19 protein-coding genes and 2 pseudogenes are annotated in these 21,577 nt (G+C 61.3%); 6 read left to right on the forward strand and 15 right to left on the reverse strand.

The window, feature by feature from the left end; all coding sequences use genetic code 11:
* Positions 1-34: 34 nt before the first annotated feature.
* The 5 genes from ROG8370_RS15730 to ROG8370_RS15750 form a co-directional block, all read right to left on the reverse strand.
* Positions 35-826 (reverse strand): SDR family NAD(P)-dependent oxidoreductase, encoded by a 792-nt coding sequence (locus tag ROG8370_RS15730; RefSeq protein WP_085828129.1) that lies wholly within the window; start codon positions 824-826, stop codon positions 35-37.
* Positions 823-2,250, reverse strand: coding sequence for an AMP-binding protein (locus ROG8370_RS15735; RefSeq protein ID WP_085828130.1), 1,428 nt, complete (start codon positions 2,248-2,250; stop codon positions 823-825). The genes ROG8370_RS15730 and ROG8370_RS15735 overlap by 4 nt, the downstream gene beginning before the upstream one ends.
* Positions 2,250-2,831, reverse strand: coding sequence for a thermostable hemolysin (locus ROG8370_RS15740; RefSeq protein WP_085828131.1), 582 nt, complete (start codon positions 2,829-2,831; stop codon positions 2,250-2,252). The genes ROG8370_RS15735 and ROG8370_RS15740 overlap by 1 nt, the downstream gene beginning before the upstream one ends.
* Before the next feature lie 133 nt (positions 2,832-2,964).
* Positions 2,965-4,317, reverse strand: a complete 1,353-nt coding sequence (locus ROG8370_RS15745) for a sensor histidine kinase (RefSeq protein ID WP_139838186.1) — start codon at positions 4,315-4,317, stop codon at positions 2,965-2,967.
* Positions 4,314-4,991 carry a response regulator transcription factor gene (locus ROG8370_RS15750; protein ID WP_085828133.1) on the reverse strand — a complete coding sequence of 226 codons (678 nt, stop codon included), beginning with the start codon at positions 4,989-4,991 and terminating at the stop codon, positions 4,314-4,316. The genes ROG8370_RS15745 and ROG8370_RS15750 overlap by 4 nt, the downstream gene beginning before the upstream one ends.
* A 259-nt stretch (positions 4,992-5,250) precedes the next feature.
* Here ROG8370_RS15750 and ROG8370_RS15755 point away from each other — a divergent pair, with 259 nt between their 5' ends.
* A complete protein-coding gene (locus ROG8370_RS15755) occupies positions 5,251-6,486 on the forward strand; it encodes an isoprenylcysteine carboxylmethyltransferase family protein (protein ID WP_170925269.1) in 1,236 nt (411 codons plus the stop codon).
* A 22-nt stretch (positions 6,487-6,508) separates the two neighbouring features.
* Here the strand turns inward: ROG8370_RS15755 and ROG8370_RS15760 are convergent, their stop codons facing one another.
* The 6 genes from ROG8370_RS15760 to ROG8370_RS15785 form a co-directional block, all read right to left on the reverse strand.
* The gene (locus ROG8370_RS15760; protein WP_085828135.1) at positions 6,509-7,342 is read right to left on the reverse strand and encodes a universal stress protein; all 834 of its coding nucleotides are present in this window, start codon (positions 7,340-7,342) and stop codon (positions 6,509-6,511) included.
* Between the two features lie 12 nt (positions 7,343-7,354).
* Positions 7,355-8,335 (reverse strand): 2-dehydropantoate 2-reductase, encoded by a 981-nt coding sequence (locus tag ROG8370_RS15765; RefSeq protein WP_085828136.1) that lies wholly within the window; start codon positions 8,333-8,335, stop codon positions 7,355-7,357.
* Between the two features lie 4 nt (positions 8,336-8,339).
* Positions 8,340-9,869 (reverse strand): acyl--CoA ligase, encoded by a 1,530-nt coding sequence (locus tag ROG8370_RS15770; RefSeq protein ID WP_085828137.1) that lies wholly within the window; start codon positions 9,867-9,869, stop codon positions 8,340-8,342.
* A 36-nt stretch (positions 9,870-9,905) separates the two neighbouring features.
* Positions 9,906-11,414 (reverse strand): tripartite tricarboxylate transporter permease, encoded by a 1,509-nt coding sequence (locus ROG8370_RS15775; protein ID WP_085828138.1) that lies wholly within the window; start codon positions 11,412-11,414, stop codon positions 9,906-9,908.
* A gap of 12 nt (positions 11,415-11,426) precedes the next feature.
* Positions 11,427-11,918, reverse strand: coding sequence for a tripartite tricarboxylate transporter TctB family protein (locus ROG8370_RS15780; RefSeq protein ID WP_085828139.1), 492 nt, complete (start codon positions 11,916-11,918; stop codon positions 11,427-11,429).
* A 78-nt stretch (positions 11,919-11,996) separates the two neighbouring features.
* Entirely contained in the window at positions 11,997-12,968 is a 972-nt protein-coding gene (locus tag ROG8370_RS15785; protein WP_085828140.1) for a tripartite tricarboxylate transporter substrate binding protein, read from the reverse strand.
* 176 nt (positions 12,969-13,144) lie between these two features.
* Between ROG8370_RS15785 and ROG8370_RS15790 the strand changes: the two genes are divergently transcribed.
* Together ROG8370_RS15790 and mnmH are read left to right on the forward strand one after the other, a co-directional pair.
* Positions 13,145-14,551: a helix-turn-helix domain-containing protein gene (locus tag ROG8370_RS15790; RefSeq protein ID WP_085828141.1), complete on the forward strand. Its 1,407-nt coding sequence runs from the start codon at positions 13,145-13,147 to the stop codon at positions 14,549-14,551.
* A gap of 194 nt (positions 14,552-14,745) precedes the next feature.
* On the forward strand, positions 14,746-15,792 hold the full coding sequence (gene mnmH, locus ROG8370_RS15795) for a tRNA 2-selenouridine(34) synthase MnmH (RefSeq protein WP_085828142.1): 1,047 nt from the start codon (positions 14,746-14,748) through the stop codon (positions 15,790-15,792).
* A 55-nt stretch (positions 15,793-15,847) separates the two neighbouring features.
* Here the strand turns inward: mnmH and selD are convergent, their stop codons facing one another.
* Positions 15,848-17,998: a selenide, water dikinase SelD gene (selD, locus tag ROG8370_RS15800; protein WP_306372384.1), complete on the reverse strand. Its 2,151-nt coding sequence runs from the start codon at positions 17,996-17,998 to the stop codon at positions 15,848-15,850.
* Between the two features lie 274 nt (positions 17,999-18,272).
* Here selD and ROG8370_RS20635 point away from each other — a divergent pair, with 274 nt between their 5' ends.
* Positions 18,273-18,833 carry a hypothetical protein gene (locus tag ROG8370_RS20635; RefSeq protein ID WP_085828144.1) on the forward strand — a complete coding sequence of 187 codons (561 nt, stop codon included), beginning with the start codon at positions 18,273-18,275 and terminating at the stop codon, positions 18,831-18,833.
* A gap of 232 nt (positions 18,834-19,065) precedes the next feature.
* Positions 19,066-19,308, forward strand: a pseudogene (locus ROG8370_RS15810) (helix-turn-helix domain-containing protein); the annotation flags it as partial.
* Here ROG8370_RS15810 and ROG8370_RS21045 read toward each other — a convergent pair.
* Entirely contained in the window at positions 19,199-19,630 is a 432-nt protein-coding gene (locus ROG8370_RS21045; protein WP_085828145.1) for a DNA/RNA helicase domain-containing protein, read from the reverse strand. The pseudogene ROG8370_RS15810 and the gene ROG8370_RS21045 sit on opposite strands and share 110 nt — an antisense overlap.
* Positions 19,631-20,145: 515 nt before the next feature.
* Between ROG8370_RS21045 and ROG8370_RS15825 the strand changes: the two genes are divergently transcribed.
* On the forward strand, positions 20,146-20,673 hold the full coding sequence (locus ROG8370_RS15825) for a ricin-type beta-trefoil lectin domain protein (RefSeq protein WP_139838187.1): 528 nt from the start codon (positions 20,146-20,148) through the stop codon (positions 20,671-20,673).
* Between the two features lie 186 nt (positions 20,674-20,859).
* Here the strand turns inward: ROG8370_RS15825 and ROG8370_RS15830 are convergent.
* Both ROG8370_RS15830 and ROG8370_RS15835 read right to left on the reverse strand, forming a co-directional pair.
* Positions 20,860-21,042 (reverse strand): annotated as a pseudogene (locus tag ROG8370_RS15830) (integrase core domain-containing protein); the annotation flags it as partial.
* Positions 21,043-21,401: 359 nt separating this feature from the next.
* The coding region (locus ROG8370_RS15835; protein ID WP_139838167.1) for a transposase domain-containing protein at positions 21,402-21,577 on the reverse strand (176 nt) is incomplete at its 5' end.

A 21,577-nucleotide genomic window follows, 5' to 3' on the forward strand; every position in this document is an offset into this window, starting at 1 on the left:
TTGAATACCTTGCCCGTGGTATTGCTCAATGGCCTTACCGCGCGCTTACAGTTTCCAGCGCGGCCAATGTTTTTGCATCGCGCGCCTGTGCGCCTACGGACGTGTCAATCAGCGAGGGAAACAGCCGCTGGATCAGAACGAACAACCGCTCGCGGCTTTTGGGATAGCTGTCGCGCTTGCCCGCCTCGATCGCATCCCAGGCCTGACGCGCAACCTTTTCGGGGCTGTCGAGTTGCATATCAAGCGGTTTGACAAGCGGGCCAAAGGCGCTTTCGGCGGCGGTGCGCGTGGCGCGCGGCGCGACATAGGTCACCCCGACACCGGTGCCGGACAGCTCACGGCGCAGCGCATCCGAGAACCCGCGCAGGCCGAATTTTGTCGCCGAATAGGCGGTAAAGAACGGATAGGCGATATCGCCAAAGACCGAGCCAAGATTAACCACACGCCCGCCCGACACCCGCAGGGCGGGCAAAAGATCGCGGGTCAAAAGCATCGGCGCCAGAAGGTTGGTTTCAACCATCGCCGTGATCGCGGCATCTTCTTGCGCCCCAAGGTGGCCCACGCTGAGCGTCCCGGCGTTGTTGATCAGCACGTCAAGCGTTCCGCCGATCGCATTGGAAATCGTCGTCCGACCGGTGGTGGTGGTCACATCCGCCACCACGCAGCGTGCGCCGTCCGTGGTCATCTTGGCGGTCTCGGCAAGCGGCTCTCGCCGCCGCCCCGTGAGGATAAGAGCATAGCCACGCCGCCCAGCCTCCAGCGCCAAAGCGCGGCCAATGCCGGATCCGGCCCCGGTGATCAGAACGGTCTTTTTTTGCTGCGTCATGTCAAGCAGGCCTCGCTATTTTCAAAAAGGGGAAAGCGCGCGCCGCTGCGCGCTACGTCTGCCGCCACGGCCCGGTTGGGCGTGCCCGCAGGAAACAACAGCCCCGGATGCTTTGGTTCGGCAAAGATCACCGCTGCGGGGCGGGCATAGGCGGGCAAATCGGTCAGAAGCGCCGCGATATCGGTCGGGGCGATGGGCGTGCTCAGGGCCACCACAAGGACAAGACTATCATCCGCGCCATGACACAGCGCCGCGCCCTTGATCCGCGGGTCGGCGGTCACGCGGGATTCAACCCATTCAGGCGAAATATTGCGCCCCGCCCCGGTGACGATCAACGCATCGCGCCGCCCCTCGACCACAAGACGGCCCTCGTGAAAGTGCCCGTTATCGCCGGTATGCCAGCGTTCGGGCGCCGCCGCGCCATTGAGATAGCCTTGCATCACCGTCGGCCCCGCGACCGTGATTTCACCGTCGATGATCTTTACGTCGAGCGGGTCAAGAACCCGGCCCACCGTGCCCGCCATGGCATCATTGGGCGGGTTCATCGCCACCACCGCGCAGCATTCCGACAGGCCATAGCCTTCGCAAACCGGGATGGCGTGCAGCTCTGCGCGCGCCAGCACGCTCGGCGGCGTCAGAGCGCCCCCGACCGCCACAAAGCGAAGCGAGGCGGGCGCGGGCGCGCCGCCCGCTTCGATTGCATCAAGCCAACGCGCCAAAAGTGTCGGCGCCACAAGGCTTGTCGTCGGGTTTTCCCGTACCATCGCCGCCAAGAAAGGCGCAACCGGCCCACCCAAAAGCGCGAATGTCGCCCCGGCGGAAAACACCGTTTCGGCCCCAGCAAGGATCGGCAGGAATACACCACAGGACTGTTCCAGAAGCTGCGCCAGCGGCAGCACCGACAGGTGCTTGTCGCCCGCAGTTGCGCCAACCACATCGGCCAGGGCCATGACCGAGCCCGACAGTTGTCGGTCGCCAAGCACCACGCCCTTGGGCCGCCCGGAAGAGCCCGAGGTATAGATCACACGGGTCGCGCCACCGCCGTATCGCGGCAGGTCCGCGCCCCGATCAGGCGCGTTCGGCGCGATCACCGGCAGGCCAAACGCCGCCGCGCGCGGCGCGCCGATAATGGCGCCGACCTCGGCATCCGCGAGCACATGCGCCTGTTGTTCGGGGCTGAAGAAAAACGGCACCGGCACAAAGCGGCGCCCGCTCAGGGTGACCGCAAGGTCGGCCACGACGAAATCGACCCCGCCGGGCACGGCAAGGCCGATCACCGGCGGCGCGTCAGCAAGCGCCGCGCTCAGGGACGCCACACGCGCCGCAAGCGCGCGCCAGTCAAGCGCCTGCGCCTCATCGCGAAACGCGGGCGCAGTCGGGCGCTGCGCCGCGTTGCGCGCCAGGGCCGCAAAGACCTCGTGCATCAGGACACCTTGCGGCGCGGATCAAGCGTCACCGGCTGCGGCGGCAAACGATCGCCAAAGGCACAGACCCAAGGGTCGCTGTCATAATAAGAGCCCCAATCGCCGGGGTTCGTCACCCGGTCAAGACGGGCGGGCGCCAGCATCACATGCGCCATTCCGGCCCGGCCCAACAGGCGGCGCAGCGGCGCGGTGGCGGTGAAAACGCCCCACTCCATCCCGCGCTCGCGGCCCCAGCCGATGATCGCATCCAGAACCGGCAAGACCGGAAACGGCGAGGTCGCCGCCATCGACACGACCTCAAGCACTTTGCCCGGACCGACCGGCCCATGGCCACAATCGCTCAGGACCGCATCGAACGGGCGCTCAAGATAACAATCCGAAAAGAAGCCATCCCGCGCGGTGCGGATGCCGGCGACGCAGGTGATCAGTCCGGTATGATTTTGCGCAACCACCAGGTTTGGGGCAAAGCTGCGGACGGTGGCGCCATAGGCGCTTTGGTATACGCTTGCGACGTGATCCTGTGCCGCAAGGACAGCCACCGGGCACGGCGTATCTTGCGGGGTCATGAACGATATTTGCATGGTCTGCCTCAATCCGAGTCTGCCTCAATCCGATCCCCTTCATTTTAAGGGAACAAGACCGATGTGCACGCCACGCCTTACACAAGACTTACGGAGCATACTTTTTTGTCGGCTGTTGCGGGGCAGACCCGGTTCAGGCGGTCGGCAGCTCGAACACGAAGACCGCGCCGCCGCCCGGTCGATCCTCGATCCGGCAGCGCCCGCCATGGGCCTCGGCAACCGCGCGCACGATTGCAAGGCCGATCCCGGCCCCGCCATCCGCCGATGCGCCGCCCCTCTGAAAGCGGTCGAAAAGCACCTCTTTGAGGTCATCCGGCACGCCCGGCCCGGTATCGGACACCCGCCAGCCCGGCGGGTTTGCACAAAGCTCGATCTCGACCTCGCCCCCGACGGGCGCATGGCCAAGCGCGTTGCGCACAAGATTGCCGAGCGCCACCGACAAAAGCCCCGCATGTCCACGCGCAGGCACATGCTCCGCGCCACTTATGGCAAGGCTGCGCTTGGATCGCAGGGCCGGAATGCTTTTCTCGCGGGCCAGGTCAAGCGCGATCTTGTAAAGATCGACCTCGCCCATTGCGGTCTCTCCGGCGGCATCGGCGCGCGCCAAGTCAATCAGCTGGGCAAACATCCGGTCAAGGCCCGAAAGATCTTCCAGCAGGACGCTCCGTTGCGGGCCATCCTCAAGCCCTTCGATGCTTGAGCGCAACACCGCCAGCGGCGTGCGCACCTCATGCGCCACGTTCGACGAAAAATCACGCTGTGCCTGATAGCCCAGTTCAAGCCGGTCAAACGCCCGGTTCACATTGTCGATCAGGGGGCGGATTTCGCCCGGCATGCCCTCGGCGCTCAGCCGTTTGTCCGGCGCGCCCGGCGCGACATTGCGCAACTGCGCCACCGCCGCGCGCAGCGGTTCTTGTGCGCGCCGCGCGGTGGCAATCGCCGCCGTCAGAACGATGATGATGCCCACGATGACCCAGCTCACCTGTTCACCAAGCTCGTCGAGAAGGGTTATAAGCTGGCTGTGGCTGCCCTGCGACGACAGCCGCGAAACCAGAACAAGGCGCTCGTCCGGCCCTTTGACCGCAAGCCCAAGCCGCCCCCCCTCCAACAGGACGGTGCCCTGCTGCGCCTTTTGCAGCAAGGCCCTGCGCTCAGCCATGGCAAGCTCGGCCATCTCCGAACCGACAACGGGACGCAGGTCGCGATCAAACACCGTATAGCGAAACACCCCGCCCGCCCCGGTAAACCGGATCGAGCCCGCAGGCAGGCCAAGATCCTCGGCCTCGGGGTCAAGCTGTGCCAGAATCTCGGTGGCCTCGCGGCGCAATTCGCCTTCGGTCCGCTCTTGCAGATGCTCGTAGAATTCGAACGACATGATCGCGCTTGCAAGCAGGACACAGACCACCATGGCCAGAGAAATGTTGATCACCAACCTGCGCAAAAGCGATCCGCGCTGTCCGACCACTTGGCGAATGCCAACCCTCACAGCCCGTCATCCTCAAGCACATAGCCAATGCCGCGCAGGGTCTCTATGCGCGGGGTTGCCCCGAGATCGGCCAGCTTTTTGCGCAGGCGATGCGCGGCGACCTCGATTGCATTGGGGGTTGGCGTGTCGTCAAATCCGTAGAGCGCATTCTCGATGTTGTCGCGCGTCAGGATGCGACCCTTGCGGCGCAGGAACACCTCAAGCAGGTCAAGCTCGCGACGCGACAGCTTGACCCTTGCGCCATCAATGCGCACCTCGCGGCCAACCGTATCAAATCTAAGATTGCCCGCCGTCAGATTCAGCCCAAGCACCCCGCCGGGACGGCGCAGCACGGCGCGCAGGCGCGCGACAAGTTCTTCGGCGGCGAAGGGTTTGACAAGGTAATCATCCGACCCGCCATTAAGCCCCGCCACCCGATCCTCAAGCGTGTCGCGCGCGGTGCAGATCACCACCGGCGTATCGGGCCGCTCGGCGCGCAATTGATCCAACAGGTCCATGCCGTCGATATCCGGCAGGCCAAGGTCAAGCACGATGGCATCATAACCATAGCTGCGCGCGGCGTGGATCGCATCGGCACCGGTTTTGACGCAATCGACGATGAAATCGTTCCGCTGAAGGCTCGCCGCAGTGTTCCGGGCAAGCCGTTCGTTGTCTTCGATATAAAGCAGCCGCACGGCCTGCCATCTCCTGCTGGTTATGGATCGCCCGCATAAAAAGCGCGATGCGTTCTCTGATCTGCGCCGCCCTGACCGCCGACGCCGCATTATCCTGCAAGCGCGTGCCGCGCGCAAGCGGCCCAGGTCGCGGCATGAATTCGGGCAGGAAAGGCCGGCAAAAAAGGGCCGACGTGACAGGCGCGGCAAACCGCAGTTACGCCAAGCCAGAGTCAAAAAAATCGCGATCATTGGCGGCACCTGCCTTCTGAGCGGGGTCTTGCTTCAGGCCCTCTATCCCGCAGGTGACGCCGTTGTCGGCGCGCTCATTTTGGTGTGTTTCTACCTTTTCCCGGTCGCCTTCTACGAGATATTCGGCCGCAAGATCCACCGCCGTGCCTCGACCGGGCTGGATTGGGGTACGCCGCGCGAGGGCGATCTTCGCCGGGTCGGGATCAAGCTTGTCGGCTTCACGGCCATCATCGCCGCCGTGATCCTTGTTCATGCGGTGTTTCGCATTTATGCGGTACACCGTCTGATCCCGCCTCTTACGGCCTTCATCATCCTCGCGCCGTTCGTGGCGCCGATTGCGCTTGTCTACTTTTACCAGATCGACCGGCGCATGACGGACCCGAGGGATGGCTATCTTGAGCTTGGCAACTGGATTCTCAAGCGCAATTTTACCCCGGATTGGGAGCTGTTGAAAAACTTCACCCTGGGCTGGGCGATCAAGGGTTTCTTTCTGCCGGTGATGTTCACCTACCTTGTGTTCAACCTGCCGACGCTTCACGATCAGTTCATGCACATGAGCCAGGGACCGATCACCGCCGTCGCCTTTCTGGCCAAGATCATGGTCATCCTTGAGTTGAGCATCGTGGTGGTCGGCTATAGCATGACACTCAAACTGTTTGACGCGCATATCCGCTCGCCCAATCGGTTGCTCGGGGCCTGGGTTGTCACTCTTATATGTTACGAGCCGCTCAATACCATCATCGCCGGCAGCGTCATCCGCTTTAGAAACGATCAGGACTGGACCGCGGTCATCGGCGATTATCCGGTCATGATGTGGCCATGGCTTGGGCTTATCCTGGTGTCGTTCTTTGTCTGGGTTTGGGCGACGGCGATTTTCGGGTTGCGGTGGTCCAACCTGACCAATCGCGGGATCATCACGAACGGCCCCTATGCCTATACCAAACACCCCGACTATGCGGCCAAAAGCATCTTTTTCTGGTTGACTGCGGTGCCGTTTCTGACGGCTGTTTCTCCTTGGGGTGCGCTGACTGCATCGCTCGCGCTGGTGGTGGTCAACGGCATTTACTTTGGCCGCGGGCGGATGGAGGAAAAGCACCTCTCCGACGATCCCGCTTATGTGGAATACGCGCTTGAGATGAACAGGCGCAGCGTGTTCCGCCACATCGCGCGGGTCTTTCCGGCCTTGATCTATACGGCACCGGATGGTCGCACGGGGTTGGAAAACGGGCACATTCCGCCGCACTCTGCCGTGCCCGCAGAATAGACCGGCGCCGCAACGGCGCGGCTCAATGGCTCATCAGAACCGGAATGCGCGCGCGCAGGGCGATGTCATGGGTGACCCCGCCGATCAGCCCCTCGCGCAGCGGCGAATGTTCATAGGCGCCCATCACCAAAAGGCTTGCCCCGACCGCATCACAGTGATCGACAAGCGTGTCGGCAATCGAGCGTTTGCTGCGCGGCAGTTCGGTGAGCGTGACCTTGACGTCATGGCGATCAAGGATCATGCCCACGTCGATCCCCGGCAATGCGCCTTCAAGCGGCGAGCGCCCGACCGAGACGATTTCAACCTCGTCTTCGGTCTTGAGAATCTGCATCGCATCGGCAAGCGCCCGCGCGGCGGCGCGCCCGCCATCCCATGCCACCACCGCGCGTTTGCCAAACAGGGTGCCCTCAAAATTCGCCGGAAAGATGATCACCGGGCGGCCGCTGTCAAAGGTGACGCGGTCGGGGTAAATGTCGATGTGGCTCAGGTTGCGTTCAAGGTTGCTCTCATGCATCCCCAGAACGGTAATGTCGAAAAGCCGGGCATAGCGGGCGACGGTGCGCTGCACCGAGCCGCCGCTGTCGATCCAGTGAAGCCTGTCCTCGGGCACGACCGAACAGGTCGCACGGAACTTGTCCTGCACATCCTGCGTCGGGCTGTCGGCGACCTCCAACAGGGCGGCCTGTACCTTTTTGGGCATCCACGGCTTCATCTGGCGCGACAGGAACGGGTTGCCGTGGGCGAAAAGCCCGGTCAGATGCGCGCCGTAATACTGCTGCATCAACACCGCACCGCGCAGGGCGGTGTTGGAGCCGGGCAAGCCGTTATAGGCCACGAGGATGTTCTTGATCGACATATTGCGCGTCCCTTATCCGTAAAGCCCGGCCGAGCGACCGCGCAGTTGCACCAGCGCCAGAACCGTATCAATCGTCGGCGTCGGCGTGCCGGTCACGCGGCCCAATTCCTGAACCGAGCCGACAAGCGCGTCGATTTCCATCGGCCGCCCGGCATCAAGATCCTGCAACATCGAGGTGCGATGCGCGCCGACCGCCGCGCCGCCGTCAATCCGGCGGTCCACGTCGATCGGGAATTTCACACCAAGTTTCTCGGCAATCTCCTGTGCCTCAAGCATCATTCCACGCGCCACGGCGCGCGTGCCCGGATCGGTGCAAAGCACATCAAGCGTCGCATGGGTAAGCGCCGAAATCGGGTTGAACGACAGGTTGCCCCAAAGCTTGACCCAGATTTCATCGCGCAGACGCGGGCGCACGGGGGCCTTGAGACCCGCTGCCGTCAGCGCCTGCGACAGGGCAATCGCGCGCTCGGATTTGGAGCCGTCAGGCTCGCCCAGAGAAAACCGGTTGCCCTCGATGTGGCGGATCGTGCCGGGCTCTGACACTTCGGCAGCAGGATAGACCACACAGCCCAGAACCCGGTCGGGGCCAAAGCCGTCCCATTGCGCATTGCCGGGGTCGACACTTGCCAGCCGGGTGCCTTCAAGCGCGGTGCCGATCTTGTGGAAGTACCACCACGGCACGCCGTTCACGCCGCTGACGATCGTGGTGTGATCGCCAATCAGCGGCTGCATCTTGGGCACGATGGGGGGCACCGAATGCGCCTTGAGGGTGACGATGACGTAATCCTGCGGGCCAAGATCAGCGGGGTTGTCCGACGCGGTGACCGGCACCGTGACCGGATCGCGGTCTTCCTCGATCAGGGTCAGGCCCTTTTCATTCATCGCCGCAAGATGCGGGCCGCGCGCCACAAGGCTGACATCCGCGCCCGCCTGCGCCAGTTTCACGCCCATATAACCGCCGATGGCGCCGGCCCCGAAAATACAGATTTTCATATGCTCAGGCCTTTTCCACCAGACCCAGCTTTTCGGCGAGGCCGATCCGCTGCATCTTGCCGGTTGCCCCTTTGGGAATTTCATCAAGGATGATCACCTTGCGCGGCACCTTGAAATCGGCCATCCGCTCGGCGGCAAAGGCGCGGATATCCTTTTCGGTGGCGGTTGCGCCGTCCTTGAGAACAAGCGCCGCCGCGACCTCTTCGCCAAGCTTGGGATGGGGCATCGCAAAGGTCACGACCTGCGCCACATCCGGGTGATCCAGAAGCACACCGTCGACCTCAAGCGGGCTTATCTTTTCGCCGCCCCGGTTGATGATCTCCTTGAGACGCCCGGTCAGGTGCAGATAGCCATCGCCGTCAAACGCCCCCTGATCGCCGGTGCGGAACCATCGCTCGCCCTCCGCCTCAAAGAAGTTCTTCTCGTTGGCCTCGGGGTTGCCCTCATAGCCGGGCGTCACATTGGGGCCGGAAATCACCACCTCGCCGGTGCCGTCGACAAGGTGGTTCTCGGTCTCATGGGCGATGCGCATTTGCGGACCCGCAGGGATGCCCACGGCGCCGGGTTTCTGGGTGCCCGAGGCCAGCGGATTGCACGCCATCTGATGGGCGGCCTCGGTCATGCCATAGGCCTCGACCACGGGGGCGTTGAAGGTCTCGTTGAGGGCAACCATCACCTGTGCCGGAAGCGAGGCCGAGGACGAGCGCAAGAAGCGCAGCGGTGTGGCGGCAATCACATCGGCGTTGCGGCCTGCACGGCTCAGGATCGCCTGATGCATGGTCGGCACGGCGGTGTACCATGTGGGCTGTGCCTCTTTCATCCAGCCGAAAAACCGTAGCGCGTCAAAGCCCGGCGCGCACCACACCGAGGCCCCCGCCGCTAGCGAGGCCGTCACCGCCGCGATCAGCCCGTGAATGTGAAACAAGGGCATCACGTTCATGCAGCGATCCGCCGCCGTCAGTTCAAGCGAAACCTTGATATGCTCGGCCGAGGCCGCGATGTTGGATTGCAGCAAGGGCACGATCTTGGGGCGCGACGTGGTGCCCGAGGTGTGCAGGATCAGGGCCACGTCATCCGCCGAGGGGCTGGCCGCATCGCCGGTTCCGCTGGCGTCCGAGGACAGGGCGAACGCCCCGGCGGGCGCGCCCTCGGGGACCGACAGGCGCACGATGGTCATGCCCGCCTTGGTCGCCGCGGCAAGCGCCGGACCGTCATAATCGGCCATCACCACAAGCGCCTTGGCCTTGAGATCAGAGAGGTAGAAATCATACTCTTCCTCGCGATAGGCCGGGTTCAGCGGCGCGGTGGTGGCCACCTGTGCGATGCTGACAAAGGCGGTCGCCATCTCGGGGCCATTGGGCAGCACGATCGCCACCCGGTCGCCCTTGCCGATCCCCATGCCGTTGAGCGCGGCCTTGACCTCTGCTGTCAGTGTGCGCAAGCCCTCATAGCTTAGCCAATCGCGGCCCGGCGCGCCAATCGCGGGGGCGGCGCCATCATGGCCACTCAAAAGTGCGCTCATCGTTTCATGCATGTCGATAGTCCTTCGTTCAGTGTTATCAATCAGGCCCTAGGCGGCCTTTGCGCAAGACAGGCTGCGCGTATATTTCAGAAGCGGCAGCAGAAAGAACACTGCGCTGATGGCGATAAAGCTAGCAGAGAGCGGGCGTTCGAGGAATGCAAACACATTCCCTTGTTCCGCAATCAATGTCTGGCGAAAGCTTTTCTCCATCAAGGGCCCAAGCACAAGCGCCAGAACAAGCGGAGCCATCGGATAATCGGCCTTGCGCAGGAAATATCCGCCAACCCCAAAACCCGCAATCAGCCAGACATCATGCATCTTCTGGCTCGGGGCAAAACCGCCGACGATGCACAGGATAAGCACAAGCGCGCAGAGCACGGTAAAGGGCATCCGAAGCGCCCAGACAAACACCGGGATCAGCGCGAGGTTGACGATGACGGCGGCAAAGTTGGCCGTGTATAGCGAAGAAATCAGCCCCCAGACAAAATCTGGCTGTTCGATAAACAGCATCGGCCCCGGCACAAGGCCCCACATCACCATGCCCCCGAGCAAAAGCGCGGTGGTCGGTGATCCGGGAATGCCAAGCGTCAGCATCGGCAAAAGCGATCCGGTCGAGGCGGCGTTATTGGCGGTTTCCGGCGCGGCAACGCCTTCGATATTGCCCTTGCCAAAGCTATCGGGATTTTTCGAGGTCACCTTGGCAAGCCCATAGGCCATGAGCGCCGCAGGGGTCGCGCCAGCAGCTGGCAGCATGCCGACGAAAAACCCGATGAACGAGCCGAAACTCATCGTGCGCCAGAGTTTGTTCATTTCGCGCAAACCGGCCCCCAGCTCGCGGAATGTAAGCCGTGCCGGGGTCACGCTTGGCGCGGATTTCGAGGTCTCGATCGTATAGAGGATCTCACCCACCCCATAGGCCCCGATCGCCAGCACCAGAAAGCTGATGCCCGAGTAAAATCCGGGCTGGTCGAAAAAGATAAGCCGCGGTTGGCCCGAGATAAGGTCAAGCCCGACGGTCGAGAGCGCCAGACCAAGGCAGATCATGATGATCGTCTTGAGAACGTCATCACCGCCAAGCCCGACAAAGGTTGTAAACGCCATCAGCACAAGCGCGAATTCTTCGGGCGGGCCAAAGGCAAGCGCGATATCCGCCAGCGGCGCGGCAAAGAGGGTAAAGAGGATCACCGAAATCGTGCCGCCCACGAAAGAGGCGACCGCAGCGGCGATAAGCGCCAGACCGGCCTTGCCCTGCTGTGCCATCGGGCGGCCGTCAAAGGTGGTCGCGACCGCCGTCGAGGCGCCGGGTATCCCCAGCAGGATCGAACTTATCGCGCCGCCATACATCGCCCCGTAATAGATCGCCGCCAAAAGGATTATCGCCGACGAGGGCGGCACGATGAACGTGAGCGGCAGCACGATCGCCACGCCATTCACCGATCCAAGCCCCGGCATCGCCCCGATAAACAGGCCCGCCGTCACCCCGAGAATGACAATCATCAGGTTGAACGGCGAAAGCGATGTCGCAAAGCCGTCCATCATGTGTCCGAATAATTCCATCACCGCGACCCTTTAGAAGAACATTGCGTAAAGCGGGACGAAGAAAGGTTCGGTCAGCCCCTTGGGCAACAGGATTTTCAACGTGACCTCGAAGAAGAAGAACAGGAACAGAGGCGTGCCAATGGTCAGGCACAGCGTCAGAACCCAGCCGTGTCTGCCAAAAATCTTGATGTACCAGATCAGGAACAGCGGCAGCGCGATATAGGTGCCGACCCATGGCATAAGGGCGATTGTCACGAAAAGCGCGATGATGACCATCACCACCGAACGCAGGGTCTCGGGGTCAAAGAAATCGCCGGCGTAATCCGACTTGCCGCGCAGCGAACGCACCAGAATGGCCCCTGCCGCCACGAACATGATCGCCGACAGCCAGAACGGAAACGCCCCGCCGCCGGGGCCGCCGGTCATGCCGTTCCACCCGATTGGAAGCACCGTCGCGTGCCACATGAAATAAGCAGACATCGCCATGATGGCGGCTGCGATCAACCGATCAGCTATCAGCATAGGTTCGTCTCTTGTCTGGAACTTCAGCATGACGGGGCGCCGGGAAACGCCCCGTCAGTAACAAGTCTTGCTCGCGGATCAGGAGCCTTCGCCCATGCTCTTGAGCAGGGCGTCATGCTTGGCGCGTTCCTCAAGGAAATAGGCCTGAAGCGCATCCCCGGTCAGGAACTCGGCCAAAAGCGCCTTTTCGGCGGTGTAGGTCTGCCATTCCTGCGAGGCGTTCAGCTTTTCGAACATCGAGGTGTAAAAGGCCACGGCCTCGGGGGCCATATCCTTGGGCGCAACGAACGAGCGCTGCATCCAATAGACCAGGTCATGCCCCAACTCGCCCATGGTGGGCGTGTCCGGAAAGGCGGCGATGCGCGTCGGCGTAAAGGCCGCGATCGGGCGCAGCTTGTTGGCCTGATAAAAACCCAAGGCCTCGGAGGGGTTGTTCACCGACGAATCGATATGCCCGCCGACAAGGTTGCGCGCCACGTCGCCACCGCCCGAGAACGGCACATAGGTCACCTTGATGCCGAATTCCTTTTCAAGCATAGCGGTCACAAGGCTGTCTTCCTGCCCGGTGCCGGTGCCGCCCATTTTCCATGCGCCACCCGATGCCTTGACCGCCGCGACATAGTCATCCAGCGTCTGGATATCGCTATCGGCATTGACCCAGAGAACGAAGGTATCAAGCGCCATGCGGGCAATCGGGGTAAAGTCTTCGATGTTGACCCCGATATCGGTGCGCAGCGGCGTGGTGTAATAACTGTTGAGCGTCGCCATGATCACGTGGTTGTCGCCGCTCTTGTCCTTGAGATAGCGCAGCGCCTCTGCGCCGGAACCGCCGCCCTTGTTGACCGGCAGGACCGGCATGTTCGAGAGGTTTTCCTTTTGGATGATCGACTGGAACAAACGGGCCAGACGATCCGCGCCGCCCCCCTGCCCGGCCATGATCACCATCTCAACCGGCTTTTCGGGCTTCCATTCCTCGGCAACCAACGGCGTTGCGGCCAGAACAGCCACCGCTGCCACAGAGATCAGGCGACGTGCAAAAGTGTAATTCATGTTATATCCTCCCGGGCATATTTCTGTGAGACCCTCCCAAAACGCACACCCAAATCTGGGCGCATTCCCAAGTCCGACAGGGATTTAAATACCGCTACGACATAAAATTTCATTGAAATAGCGGTTTTCGTGTTGTTTGTTTCGCTTACAAACTCTCATTCTGTAATGTTGTCATCATGAGCAAAACACTTATCGGCCCACAATTGCGGCAACTGCGCCGCGCGCATAATCAAACCCAGGCGGATATGGCCGCGCGTCTCGGGGTCAGCGCGTCCTATGTCAACCTGCTGGAAAACAATCAGCGCAGCCTTTCGGTCAAGGTCCTGCTGGCGTTGACCGATGCCTATGGCGTGGCCTGGCAAGAACTTATCAATGACAATGAGGTCGCTCGGCTTGCCGATCTGCGCGCCACGGTGCGCGATCCGATTTTCACCGGCGACAGGCCCGACCTTCAGGAGTTGCGCGCCGCACTTGATCATGCGCCCCAGCTTGTCGCGCATTTCATGCAGCTTCATAAGAATTACCGCACCATGCTTGGCAATCTGAAACATCTTGATGAACACGGCGCCGTGCCCGAGATGCTGGCGACCTCTCCCGAGGCCACGATTTACGAATTCTTCCGCCAGCACGCCAATTATTTCGCCGAACTTGAAGAGGCCGCCGACCGCGCGCGCGACGCGGTGGGCGGGCGGCCCGACGACATCTATGCCAACCTCAAGCGACACCTCAACAACGCCTATGGCATCGAGGTCGACCTGGTCAGCATCGACGAAATGTCCGACACCCTGCGCAACTTTGAAGAGGACCGTGGCCGCGTCCTGCTGTCAGAGGCCTTCGATCAGATCAACCGCAACTTTCAACTGGCCCACGTGCTGGCGATGGTCAGCTGCGGAAGCCTGCTCGATAGCCTGACCGCTGCCGCGGGCACCCTCTCGGACACCGGGCGCGCGCGCTGTCACGTCGAGCTTGCCAATTACTTTGCGGCGGCCTTCCTGATGCCCTATGCGCCGTTTCTGGCAGTGGTCCAGAGCACCGGATACGACATCGACCGGATCGCCGCGACCTTCGGGGTTTCGTTTGAAATGGTGTGTCACCGCCTGACCACCCTGCAACGCAAGGGCGCGCAGGGGGTGCCGTTCTTTTTCCTGCGGATCGACCGCGCCGGCAATGTCACCAAACGCTTCAACGCGACCCCCTTCACGCTTGCCGAAAAGGGCGGCTCCTGTCCGGTCTGGAACATCCACAGTGCCTTTGCCGCGCCCGGCACCATCATCCCGCAATTCGTCGAGCTGCCCGATGCCGGACAGTTCTTTACCATCAGCCGCACCACCGACCGCCCGGTGATCAGCCGCCACACCCAGGATCGCCGCCTTGTGGTCACGCTTGGCTGTGAACGCGCACATGCCGAGCAGATCGGCTATGCCTCGGCGCTGCGCGTGACCGATGAGGCCAATATCGGCAAGATCGGAATCAACTGCCACATCTGCCCGCGCCAGGCCTGCTCGCAACGCGCCCACGAACCGATGCATGTGACCCTGACAATCGACGCCAACCGCCGCGGCTCAACCCGATATGAAAGCTGACGCCAGGCCAACGCCTGTGCGTGTAAAGTTCGGCCTGCGGACGTCCAAGGATCGTTGAAACGCCCCCTCCGCACAGCACCCCGAGGGGGCGGCATGGGCAGAGTTTTGGCGGGCTCGGCAGTTTTGAAGTTATGTCGCATGGCAAAGCGCGCTAGAGAGGGGCACATCAGACGCATCACCACCAAAGGCACCCCATGACCCCGCTGATCCTTACCTCGCTGGCTGACCTGCAAAGCCTGACAGTCGATGCCATCATCGACGTCCGCGCCCCGCTTGAGTTCGCCGAGGATCATCTGCCGGGAGCGATCAACCTGCCGGTACTCAACGATGCAGAGCGCGCCGAGGTCGGCACGATCTATACGCAGGTCAGCCCCTTTGACGCCCGCAAGATCGGCGGGGCATTGGTGGCGCAGAACACCGCCACCCATCTGCAAGGCCCGCTTGCCGACAAGGACGGCGCCTGGCAGCCGCTGGTCTATTGCTGGCGTGGCGGGCAACGCTCGGGGGCCTTTGCAACGATCCTTGATCAAGTCGGCTGGCGGGTGCGTTTGCTTAAGGGCGGCTATAAAAGCTATCGCAGCGAGGTGGTCAAAACGCTCTACCAGACGCCCCTGCCGCACCGCTTGATCCTGTTGGACGGCGGCACCGGCACGGCGAAAACCGCCCTCTTGGAGAGGCTTGCCGCGCAGGGCGCCCAGGTTCTTGACCTCGAAGGAATCGCCGCGCACCGCGGTTCGCTTTTCGGCAGGATCAACACGCCGCAGCCCGCGCAAAAGATGTTTGAAACCCGGCTCGCCGCAGAATTGACCGCGCTTGACCCCGAGAGGATCACCTTTGTCGAGGCCGAGAGCAGCAAGATTGGTGCGCGCGTGATCCCGCCCTCGCTCTGGGCCGTGATGACAGAGGCGCCCCGCATACACATCACCGCCCCGCTTGAGGCGCGCGCGAGCTTTTTGTGCCGGGCCTACGCCGACCTGACGCAGGACAAATCCGCCCTTGGCGCGCTTTTGGACAAACTGCGCCCGTTTCATGCGGGCGAGCGGATTGAACGCTGGCATGCGCAGGCGCAAAATGGCGAGTGGCAGGCCTTGGCGGCGGGGCTGATGGCGGATCACTATGACCCGCGTTATGCCAAGTCCGCCGCCCTCAGAACCGATGCCGTTCACAGGATCGAGCTCTCCGATCTTGACGAGGCCACCCTTGAGCGCACCGCCGAGGCCCTGCACGCAAAGTTCAGCTAGAGCATGTTGCTCAAAAGTGGGAACCGGTTTTGAGCTTCTAGAACATGCGACACCCTCAAAGGCGCAAGCGCCCCATTCCATCTCTAAGGCGGCCGATCATATGGCCGCTGCATCCCTTGTCACCAAGCGCCTTGATCACGGCGGCGCTCTGCGCCTCTGGCACCGCGGCCAGCAATCCGCCCGCCGTCTGCGGATCATAGAGCAGCGCATCAGACGCGCCCTTGCCCCCCGCATCGGCACGGTTCGCGGCCATCAAGGAAGACGACACGCCCGCATCCGATAGCTCCCGCGCGCCGGTATAGGTCGGTATGGCCGCCTGCCAGAGGTCGGCGTCCATCCCCGACGCCTCGCAAATCGCCTTGACATGCCCGGCCAATCCAAAGCCCGTCACATCCGTCATCGCATGGGCCACCGGCGCAAGGAGTGCCGCCTCGCGGTCCTGTGCCTGCGCCATGATGGCAAGCGCGGCCGCCACATCGCGCCCGTCGGCCTGTCCCGCCATATCCGCCGCCATAAGAACGCCCGATCCGATGGGGCGCGTCAGGATCAGCACATCACCGGCCTTTGCCCCGGACACCGTCAGGGGCATGCTTGCCCGTGTTCCCGTCACGCTAAACCCGATCGTCAGCTCGGCGCCCATCGTCGTATGCCCGCCGACCAGCTGTGCGCCAGCCGCCGCCAGAACCTCTGTGGCGACCTGCGTGATCTCTGACAAAGTGCGCGCCTGAAGCTCGGCTGACATCTGCGGCACGACAATCGACGCCAGGGCAACCTGCGGCGCGGCCCCCATCGCCCAGATATCGCCCAAGGCATGCACCGCCGCGATCCGCGTCATCAGCGCAGGATCATCAATCAGGCTGCGCAAGTGGTCGGTGGTGATCACCTGAAACCCGCCACCGGGCAGGCGCAGAACGGCGGCATCATCGCCCGCCCCGGTGACCACATCGCCCCTCGGCTGCGCGATGACCTGCAACGCGCCGGACAGAACACTGCGCCCCACCTTGGCGCCACATCCACCGCAGAGCGGCTTGGCCGCAAGTATCTCGGCCACACCTATCGCCGCCGCGCCGGTCAGCGCCGGAACCGCCATCTTTGGCAGATCGCTCAGCCGATCCATGAAGGCCCGGTCAATCCGATCCTTCCAGCGCCACATGAACGGCCCCGCAAGGGTAAATCCGAACTTCTCGGCCATCGCTGATTTTTCGCCCAGAGAGATCAGCTTGAGATAGTTCTTTTGCGGTCGCCACGTCTTGCGCCGCCCCCCGCTCAGCGCGGCGCGCATGTTATGGTGCAATATCGGCGCGGCGCGCACGGCAAACACGCCCGCCTTGGGTCGGGGCGCAAGCGGCATCACCGCACAATCGCCAACCGCAAACAGCGACTCATCGCCAATCACCCCCAGGTCGGGCCCGATTTCGATAAACCCGTCCTGCTGGGGCAAATCCGTCTCGGCGATCCAGCCGTGCGCAAAGGCACCCGCCGCACCAACGCAAAGCGCCGCCGCAACCGGCTCTTGTCCCTGCAACTCTACCTGATCTGCGCAAACCCTGAGCACCTTGGCGCTGGTTTTGACCGCGATCCCAAGGCCCGCCATCGCCCGCAGCATCCGCTTGCGCGCCGTGGCGCCGACACCGGAAATCTGCGGCCCGGCCTCGATCACCGTCACACGCGGCGTCACGCCTTTGCCCCGCAAGGCAAAGGCCATCGCCATCGCAAGTTCGCATCCCGCGACACCGCCGCCAATCACCGCCACATCCGGGGCAAGCTGACCCTGCGCCACCTGTTCCAGAAAGTCGCGCCACCGCGCGGCATAGATATCCAGCGGCTTAACCCCAATCGCATGGTCGCCAAATCCCGGCAGCTCCATCTCCGCCGTGATGCCCACGTCAATCGAGGCCACATCATACCCCACGGGCCCACGGCCCTTTAACATCACCTCGCGGCGCGCCCGGTCAATGCCAACCGCCTTGTCAAAAATGATCCGCGCGCCCGCGTGGCGGCACAAACGGACCAGGTCAATTTCAAGATCATCGCGCCCGTAATGCCCGGCCACATGCCCCGGAAGCATGCCGGTATAAGGCGCTGTCGGCCCCGGATTGATCACCGTCAACCGAACGCCGGGCAGCGGGTCCATCCCCCAGGCCTTGAGCACCAGGGCATGCGCATGCCCGCCCCCAACCAATACCAAATCGCGTGTATAGGGCATTGTCATCTGCACAGGTCATCTCTCTTTTAGAACATGCATATCCGGGGTTTGATGCAGAACGCCAGACCTTGCGTCCCACCAAACCAAAGAACGTGCTGCGCGCATGACAAGATAATGGAGCAGTCTTACGGATCACGAGGAGTTGCCCCTTGCCCCCGGAATGGCCATTTGCAGCCTAGCAGCAACGGAGACAGGAAAGCCCGAACAAAGCCATCATCTTCATCTATAACTAGTTTTGAGTTATTGAGTCGATCAATAATCTTGGGAGCCTGCCATGTATACGATTCGCGACGCCACAGAAGCCTTCTTCGCACTCGACAGAGTCCCGCCCGAAAAGGGTGCGGCGCTGGATAAGACGCTGCGCAATCTCAGCCAACGCGTTTACATGCCGCCTGTCGGGCGCTCGGGACGGGCGGACACGTATTCGCTGGAAACCATCTGCGCGCTCCGCCTGTTGCACAAAGCGTCATTGTTTGGATTGGACCGCTGGCAGCTGGAAAAACTTGCTCAGTATCTTCATGTTGCTGACTCAATGGCTGGCGACCAAACGGAGAAATTCTCCGGTGGCTTCCGCCATCTTCCTCCCATCGAAGAAGCCGTGCAGCGTGTCCGCGTGGGCGAGGTGTTCAACATTGGCATTGCGATGCTGAGCGACGGAACCATCAAGCCCTTCGTCGATTGGCGTCCCCTTGGCGAAACTGAAGAGATCGCAGAAAAGGGCGTAGCTTTGCTGGCCGGTGCTGGTTTGCAGCGGTTGCCGCAAGATGCCGCTTTCATACTTCCGGCTTCACGCTTGATTGGCGAACTGATCGAAGTTCTGGATGTCGCTGACTGATGTCCCTGCTGTCGCGCCTCTTCAAGCGCAAAGCCCCTGAAACTGACAAGCGGCACATCGAAGCTGCTTATGGCGGGCGGCGCGGTGCGTCCGGGCCGAGCCACTTCGGTAGCACCGGGTGTTGATTTCCGTTGAGAACTGACCCGGTAGCCTACAAAATTTTCACTGAGAATTGCCCCATGTGGACACATTGCCCTGACGGTTTTGGTCAGGGAGACATGGAGTGATCGACATGGGATTTTTGAGTGTTATTCGACGCTGGGCATTGCGTGACAAAATGCCAATTTGCGAGATAGCCCGGCGGACGGGCCTGTCTCGGAACACTATCAAGAAGTATCTGCGCGAGGGCGCGGTTGAGCCGAAGTTCAAGACGCCATCACGACCGAGCAAGCTTGATCCGTATGCGGATCGGTTGTCGGTCTGGCTTCTGGCGCAAACACGTAAGCCGCGCAAAGAACGGCGCACCGTGGCCGAAGGCATAAACCTTCACCCCACAGCGCCAGCCCACCTTCGCCTCGATTGATTTCCTGCCCTGAGCCAACCAAGCAAACGAGGCACGCCCAGGGAAGACGCCCCATGATTTCCATGAAAAGTTCGGGTTCTGATTTTGCCCGCCCGAGCAACTTTAAACCTGTGTCAGCATCCCATGCGCGTTGCGCCTCATCGAACACGATGACGTTTTCTGGGGGATCCGCATCTGCGTCGGCGTGATCTTTCAGGTAGGGTTTGCGATCACGATCATCTTCTTCCGTGCTGGCACGCTGCAGAGCCATCACACCCTCGTCAGGTCCATCCATGATTTGACCATCGAAAGGGTTCAGGTATTCAAGGTCAACTTCCGCTATGTCGTCTGTGACGTCGTCTGTTGCTGCTGTTCCGCTTTTACCAAGTCGCAGAACAATGCGTTTAGACGATCCATTGCGAGGTGGGCTCGGCAAGATGCGTACTTGATCGTCATAGCCCTCGATATATGGCTGCCCACAGCTACGGCACACGAGTAGAGGCCAAACTGCAGGAGTTTTATCAGTTGCATCGCGCCCATTTCGACCAATCTCCGGTGTTCCCCAGCTCTCCTCGTTTCTCGGATCCAGACCAACTAATATGCCCTCGGTCGCACTCGCGGAAATATGATATCTCGCTGGCAACAACGGATAGCCATCTACGCCAGATGGAACGGCCAAAACAGCAACAGATATAAGTGCGGTCAACCATGTGCACTTTGCAAAGATTGCGATAGGTCAAGGCCCACTTATCACGTTGACCTATCCTGAAATGGCAAAAAATGGGGTTGAAGTAGATGTGGAAGGCTATAGTGGCGATACTCGCAGTGTTTGCCGCAACCAACGTTTGGGCGGAGAGTTACAGAAAAACCTACACAAAGGGGAGTTGGACCCTCTACAGCGTCGATCGCATGGAAATGCGGGTTCCAAGCGGTCGTTATGAACAGATCGAAAATGTATGCCTTGCCGCCTTTACGTCAGCATCGGCTAGCTTAAAGTTGGCCATTGCCTCGGATGCTACCGTCAGGCGACACGGGAGTCTTCGCGACTTCATTTGGGTGCAGGTGACTTCTGAAAAGTGGAATTTCCTCAAGAGAACGGCCTCGGCTGGGCTTTCTGTCGAAATATCAAGCTACACAGAGCGGAGGGCTCAGTATGATGGGCTCGCGATCAGCTTTGGCGTACCTGATTTTAAGAAGAACTTCGGCGTTTTCCTGATGTTTGCCGGTGTGAGGAACACAATCGATGTGCTTGATAATAGAGGAAGGGTTATCGCGAAGTTTCCCGCAAATGGATTTGCAGAAGTGCGCGACAAGTTGTTCTCATGCGCCGGTGTCTGATGATCTGGTTGCTGGACGCAGTTCGCGTGTAGGCTTCTTAGAGTGGTCCTCCAAATGCTCTATCTCATAAGTGTGTCCGTCGTCATATAAAATGGGACATCAGAGCGGCTTGAGCATTGGAGGCTCTGGCTCGTTTGTGTGATTGATTATGCGGCTTGTTTTTGATGTTGCAAGCGGCGTTGGCTGATTGTTGTAGTAGTCGACGAATGCCCCGATCTGGCACTCAAGGTCGCCGGGCCGATAGTAGTTTTCCAACAGGACCCGGTTCTTCATGGTCTGGTGCCAACGCTCGATTTTGCCTTGGGTCTGCGGGTAAAATGGTGCCCCACGGACATGCTTCATGCTTTGCTTGTCCAGCCATTCAGCCAGGTTATGCTCACAGCCATGACGGCAGCCAAGTCGCATGTGGTGGACTCTATTTTGACACCGCAACAAGCCACGATGGACGAAGAGTTTGCATAGGAGGGTGGAGCCCAGAAATTCGCTAATCACAAATACTATTCATTGATGAGCGAGATACGAAGGCTCGGCTGATAGCGTCAAATTTCGACGCAGATTATCTGAAGACAGTGAATGCCAGAGTGATCACCATCGACGGGCATCGTTTGGTGGACTTGATGATTGAGAGCGGTGTCGGCGTTCGCGTACGGAAGGTATTTGAACTACATCGCATTGATGAAGACTTCTTCTTAGACGAATAGCGGTGTAAGCGTCCGGTCTGACCGCCCCTATGGCGCGGTTTTCCATGGGAGCAGGTCGTCGACGCGGTTGATCTTGTAGTCTGGGATGCGGGCAAGTGTGTCGGCGAGCCATGCTTGCGGATCGATACCGTTCAGTTTGGCCGTTTCGATCAAGGTGTAGGCAATGGCGGCAGCTTTACCACCGGTCTGTGATCCAACGAACA

This window comes from Roseovarius gaetbuli, from assembly GCF_900172365.1.
GTDB classification, from domain to species: Bacteria; Pseudomonadota; Alphaproteobacteria; order Rhodobacterales; family Rhodobacteraceae; genus Roseovarius; species Roseovarius gaetbuli.

Excerpts from the sequence above, each read along its gene's own strand:
- ROG8370_RS20635 (WP_085828144.1), top strand. The coding sequence starts at position 18,273 with ATGTATACGATTCGCGACGCCACAGAAGCCTTCTTCGCACTCGACAGA.
- ROG8370_RS15790 (WP_085828141.1), top strand. The coding sequence starts at position 13,145 with ATGAGCAAAACACTTATCGGCCCACAATTGCGGCAACTGCGCCGCGCG.
- ROG8370_RS15740 (WP_085828131.1), bottom strand. The coding sequence starts at position 2,831 with ATGCAAATATCGTTCATGACCCCGCAAGATACGCCGTGCCCGGTGGCT.
- selD (WP_306372384.1), bottom strand. The coding sequence starts at position 17,998 with ATGCCCTATACACGCGATTTGGTATTGGTTGGGGGCGGGCATGCGCAT.
- ROG8370_RS15735 (WP_085828130.1), bottom strand. The coding sequence starts at position 2,250 with ATGCACGAGGTCTTTGCGGCCCTGGCGCGCAACGCGGCGCAGCGCCCG.
- ROG8370_RS15730 (WP_085828129.1), bottom strand. The coding sequence starts at position 826 with ATGACGCAGCAAAAAAAGACCGTTCTGATCACCGGGGCCGGATCCGGC.
- ROG8370_RS15760 (WP_085828135.1), bottom strand. The coding sequence starts at position 7,342 with ATGTCGATCAAGAACATCCTCGTGGCCTATAACGGCTTGCCCGGCTCC.
- ROG8370_RS15780 (WP_085828139.1), bottom strand. The coding sequence starts at position 11,918 with ATGCTGATAGCTGATCGGTTGATCGCAGCCGCCATCATGGCGATGTCT.
- ROG8370_RS15765 (WP_085828136.1), bottom strand. The coding sequence starts at position 8,335 with ATGAAAATCTGTATTTTCGGGGCCGGCGCCATCGGCGGTTATATGGGC.
- ROG8370_RS15785 (WP_085828140.1), bottom strand. The coding sequence starts at position 12,968 with ATGAATTACACTTTTGCACGTCGCCTGATCTCTGTGGCAGCGGTGGCT.
- ROG8370_RS21045 (WP_085828145.1), bottom strand. The coding sequence starts at position 19,630 with ATGGATGGACCTGACGAGGGTGTGATGGCTCTGCAGCGTGCCAGCACG.
- ROG8370_RS15770 (WP_085828137.1), bottom strand. The coding sequence starts at position 9,869 with ATGCATGAAACGATGAGCGCACTTTTGAGTGGCCATGATGGCGCCGCC.
- ROG8370_RS15775 (WP_085828138.1), bottom strand. The coding sequence starts at position 11,414 with ATGGAATTATTCGGACACATGATGGACGGCTTTGCGACATCGCTTTCG.
- mnmH (WP_085828142.1), top strand. The coding sequence starts at position 14,746 with ATGACCCCGCTGATCCTTACCTCGCTGGCTGACCTGCAAAGCCTGACA.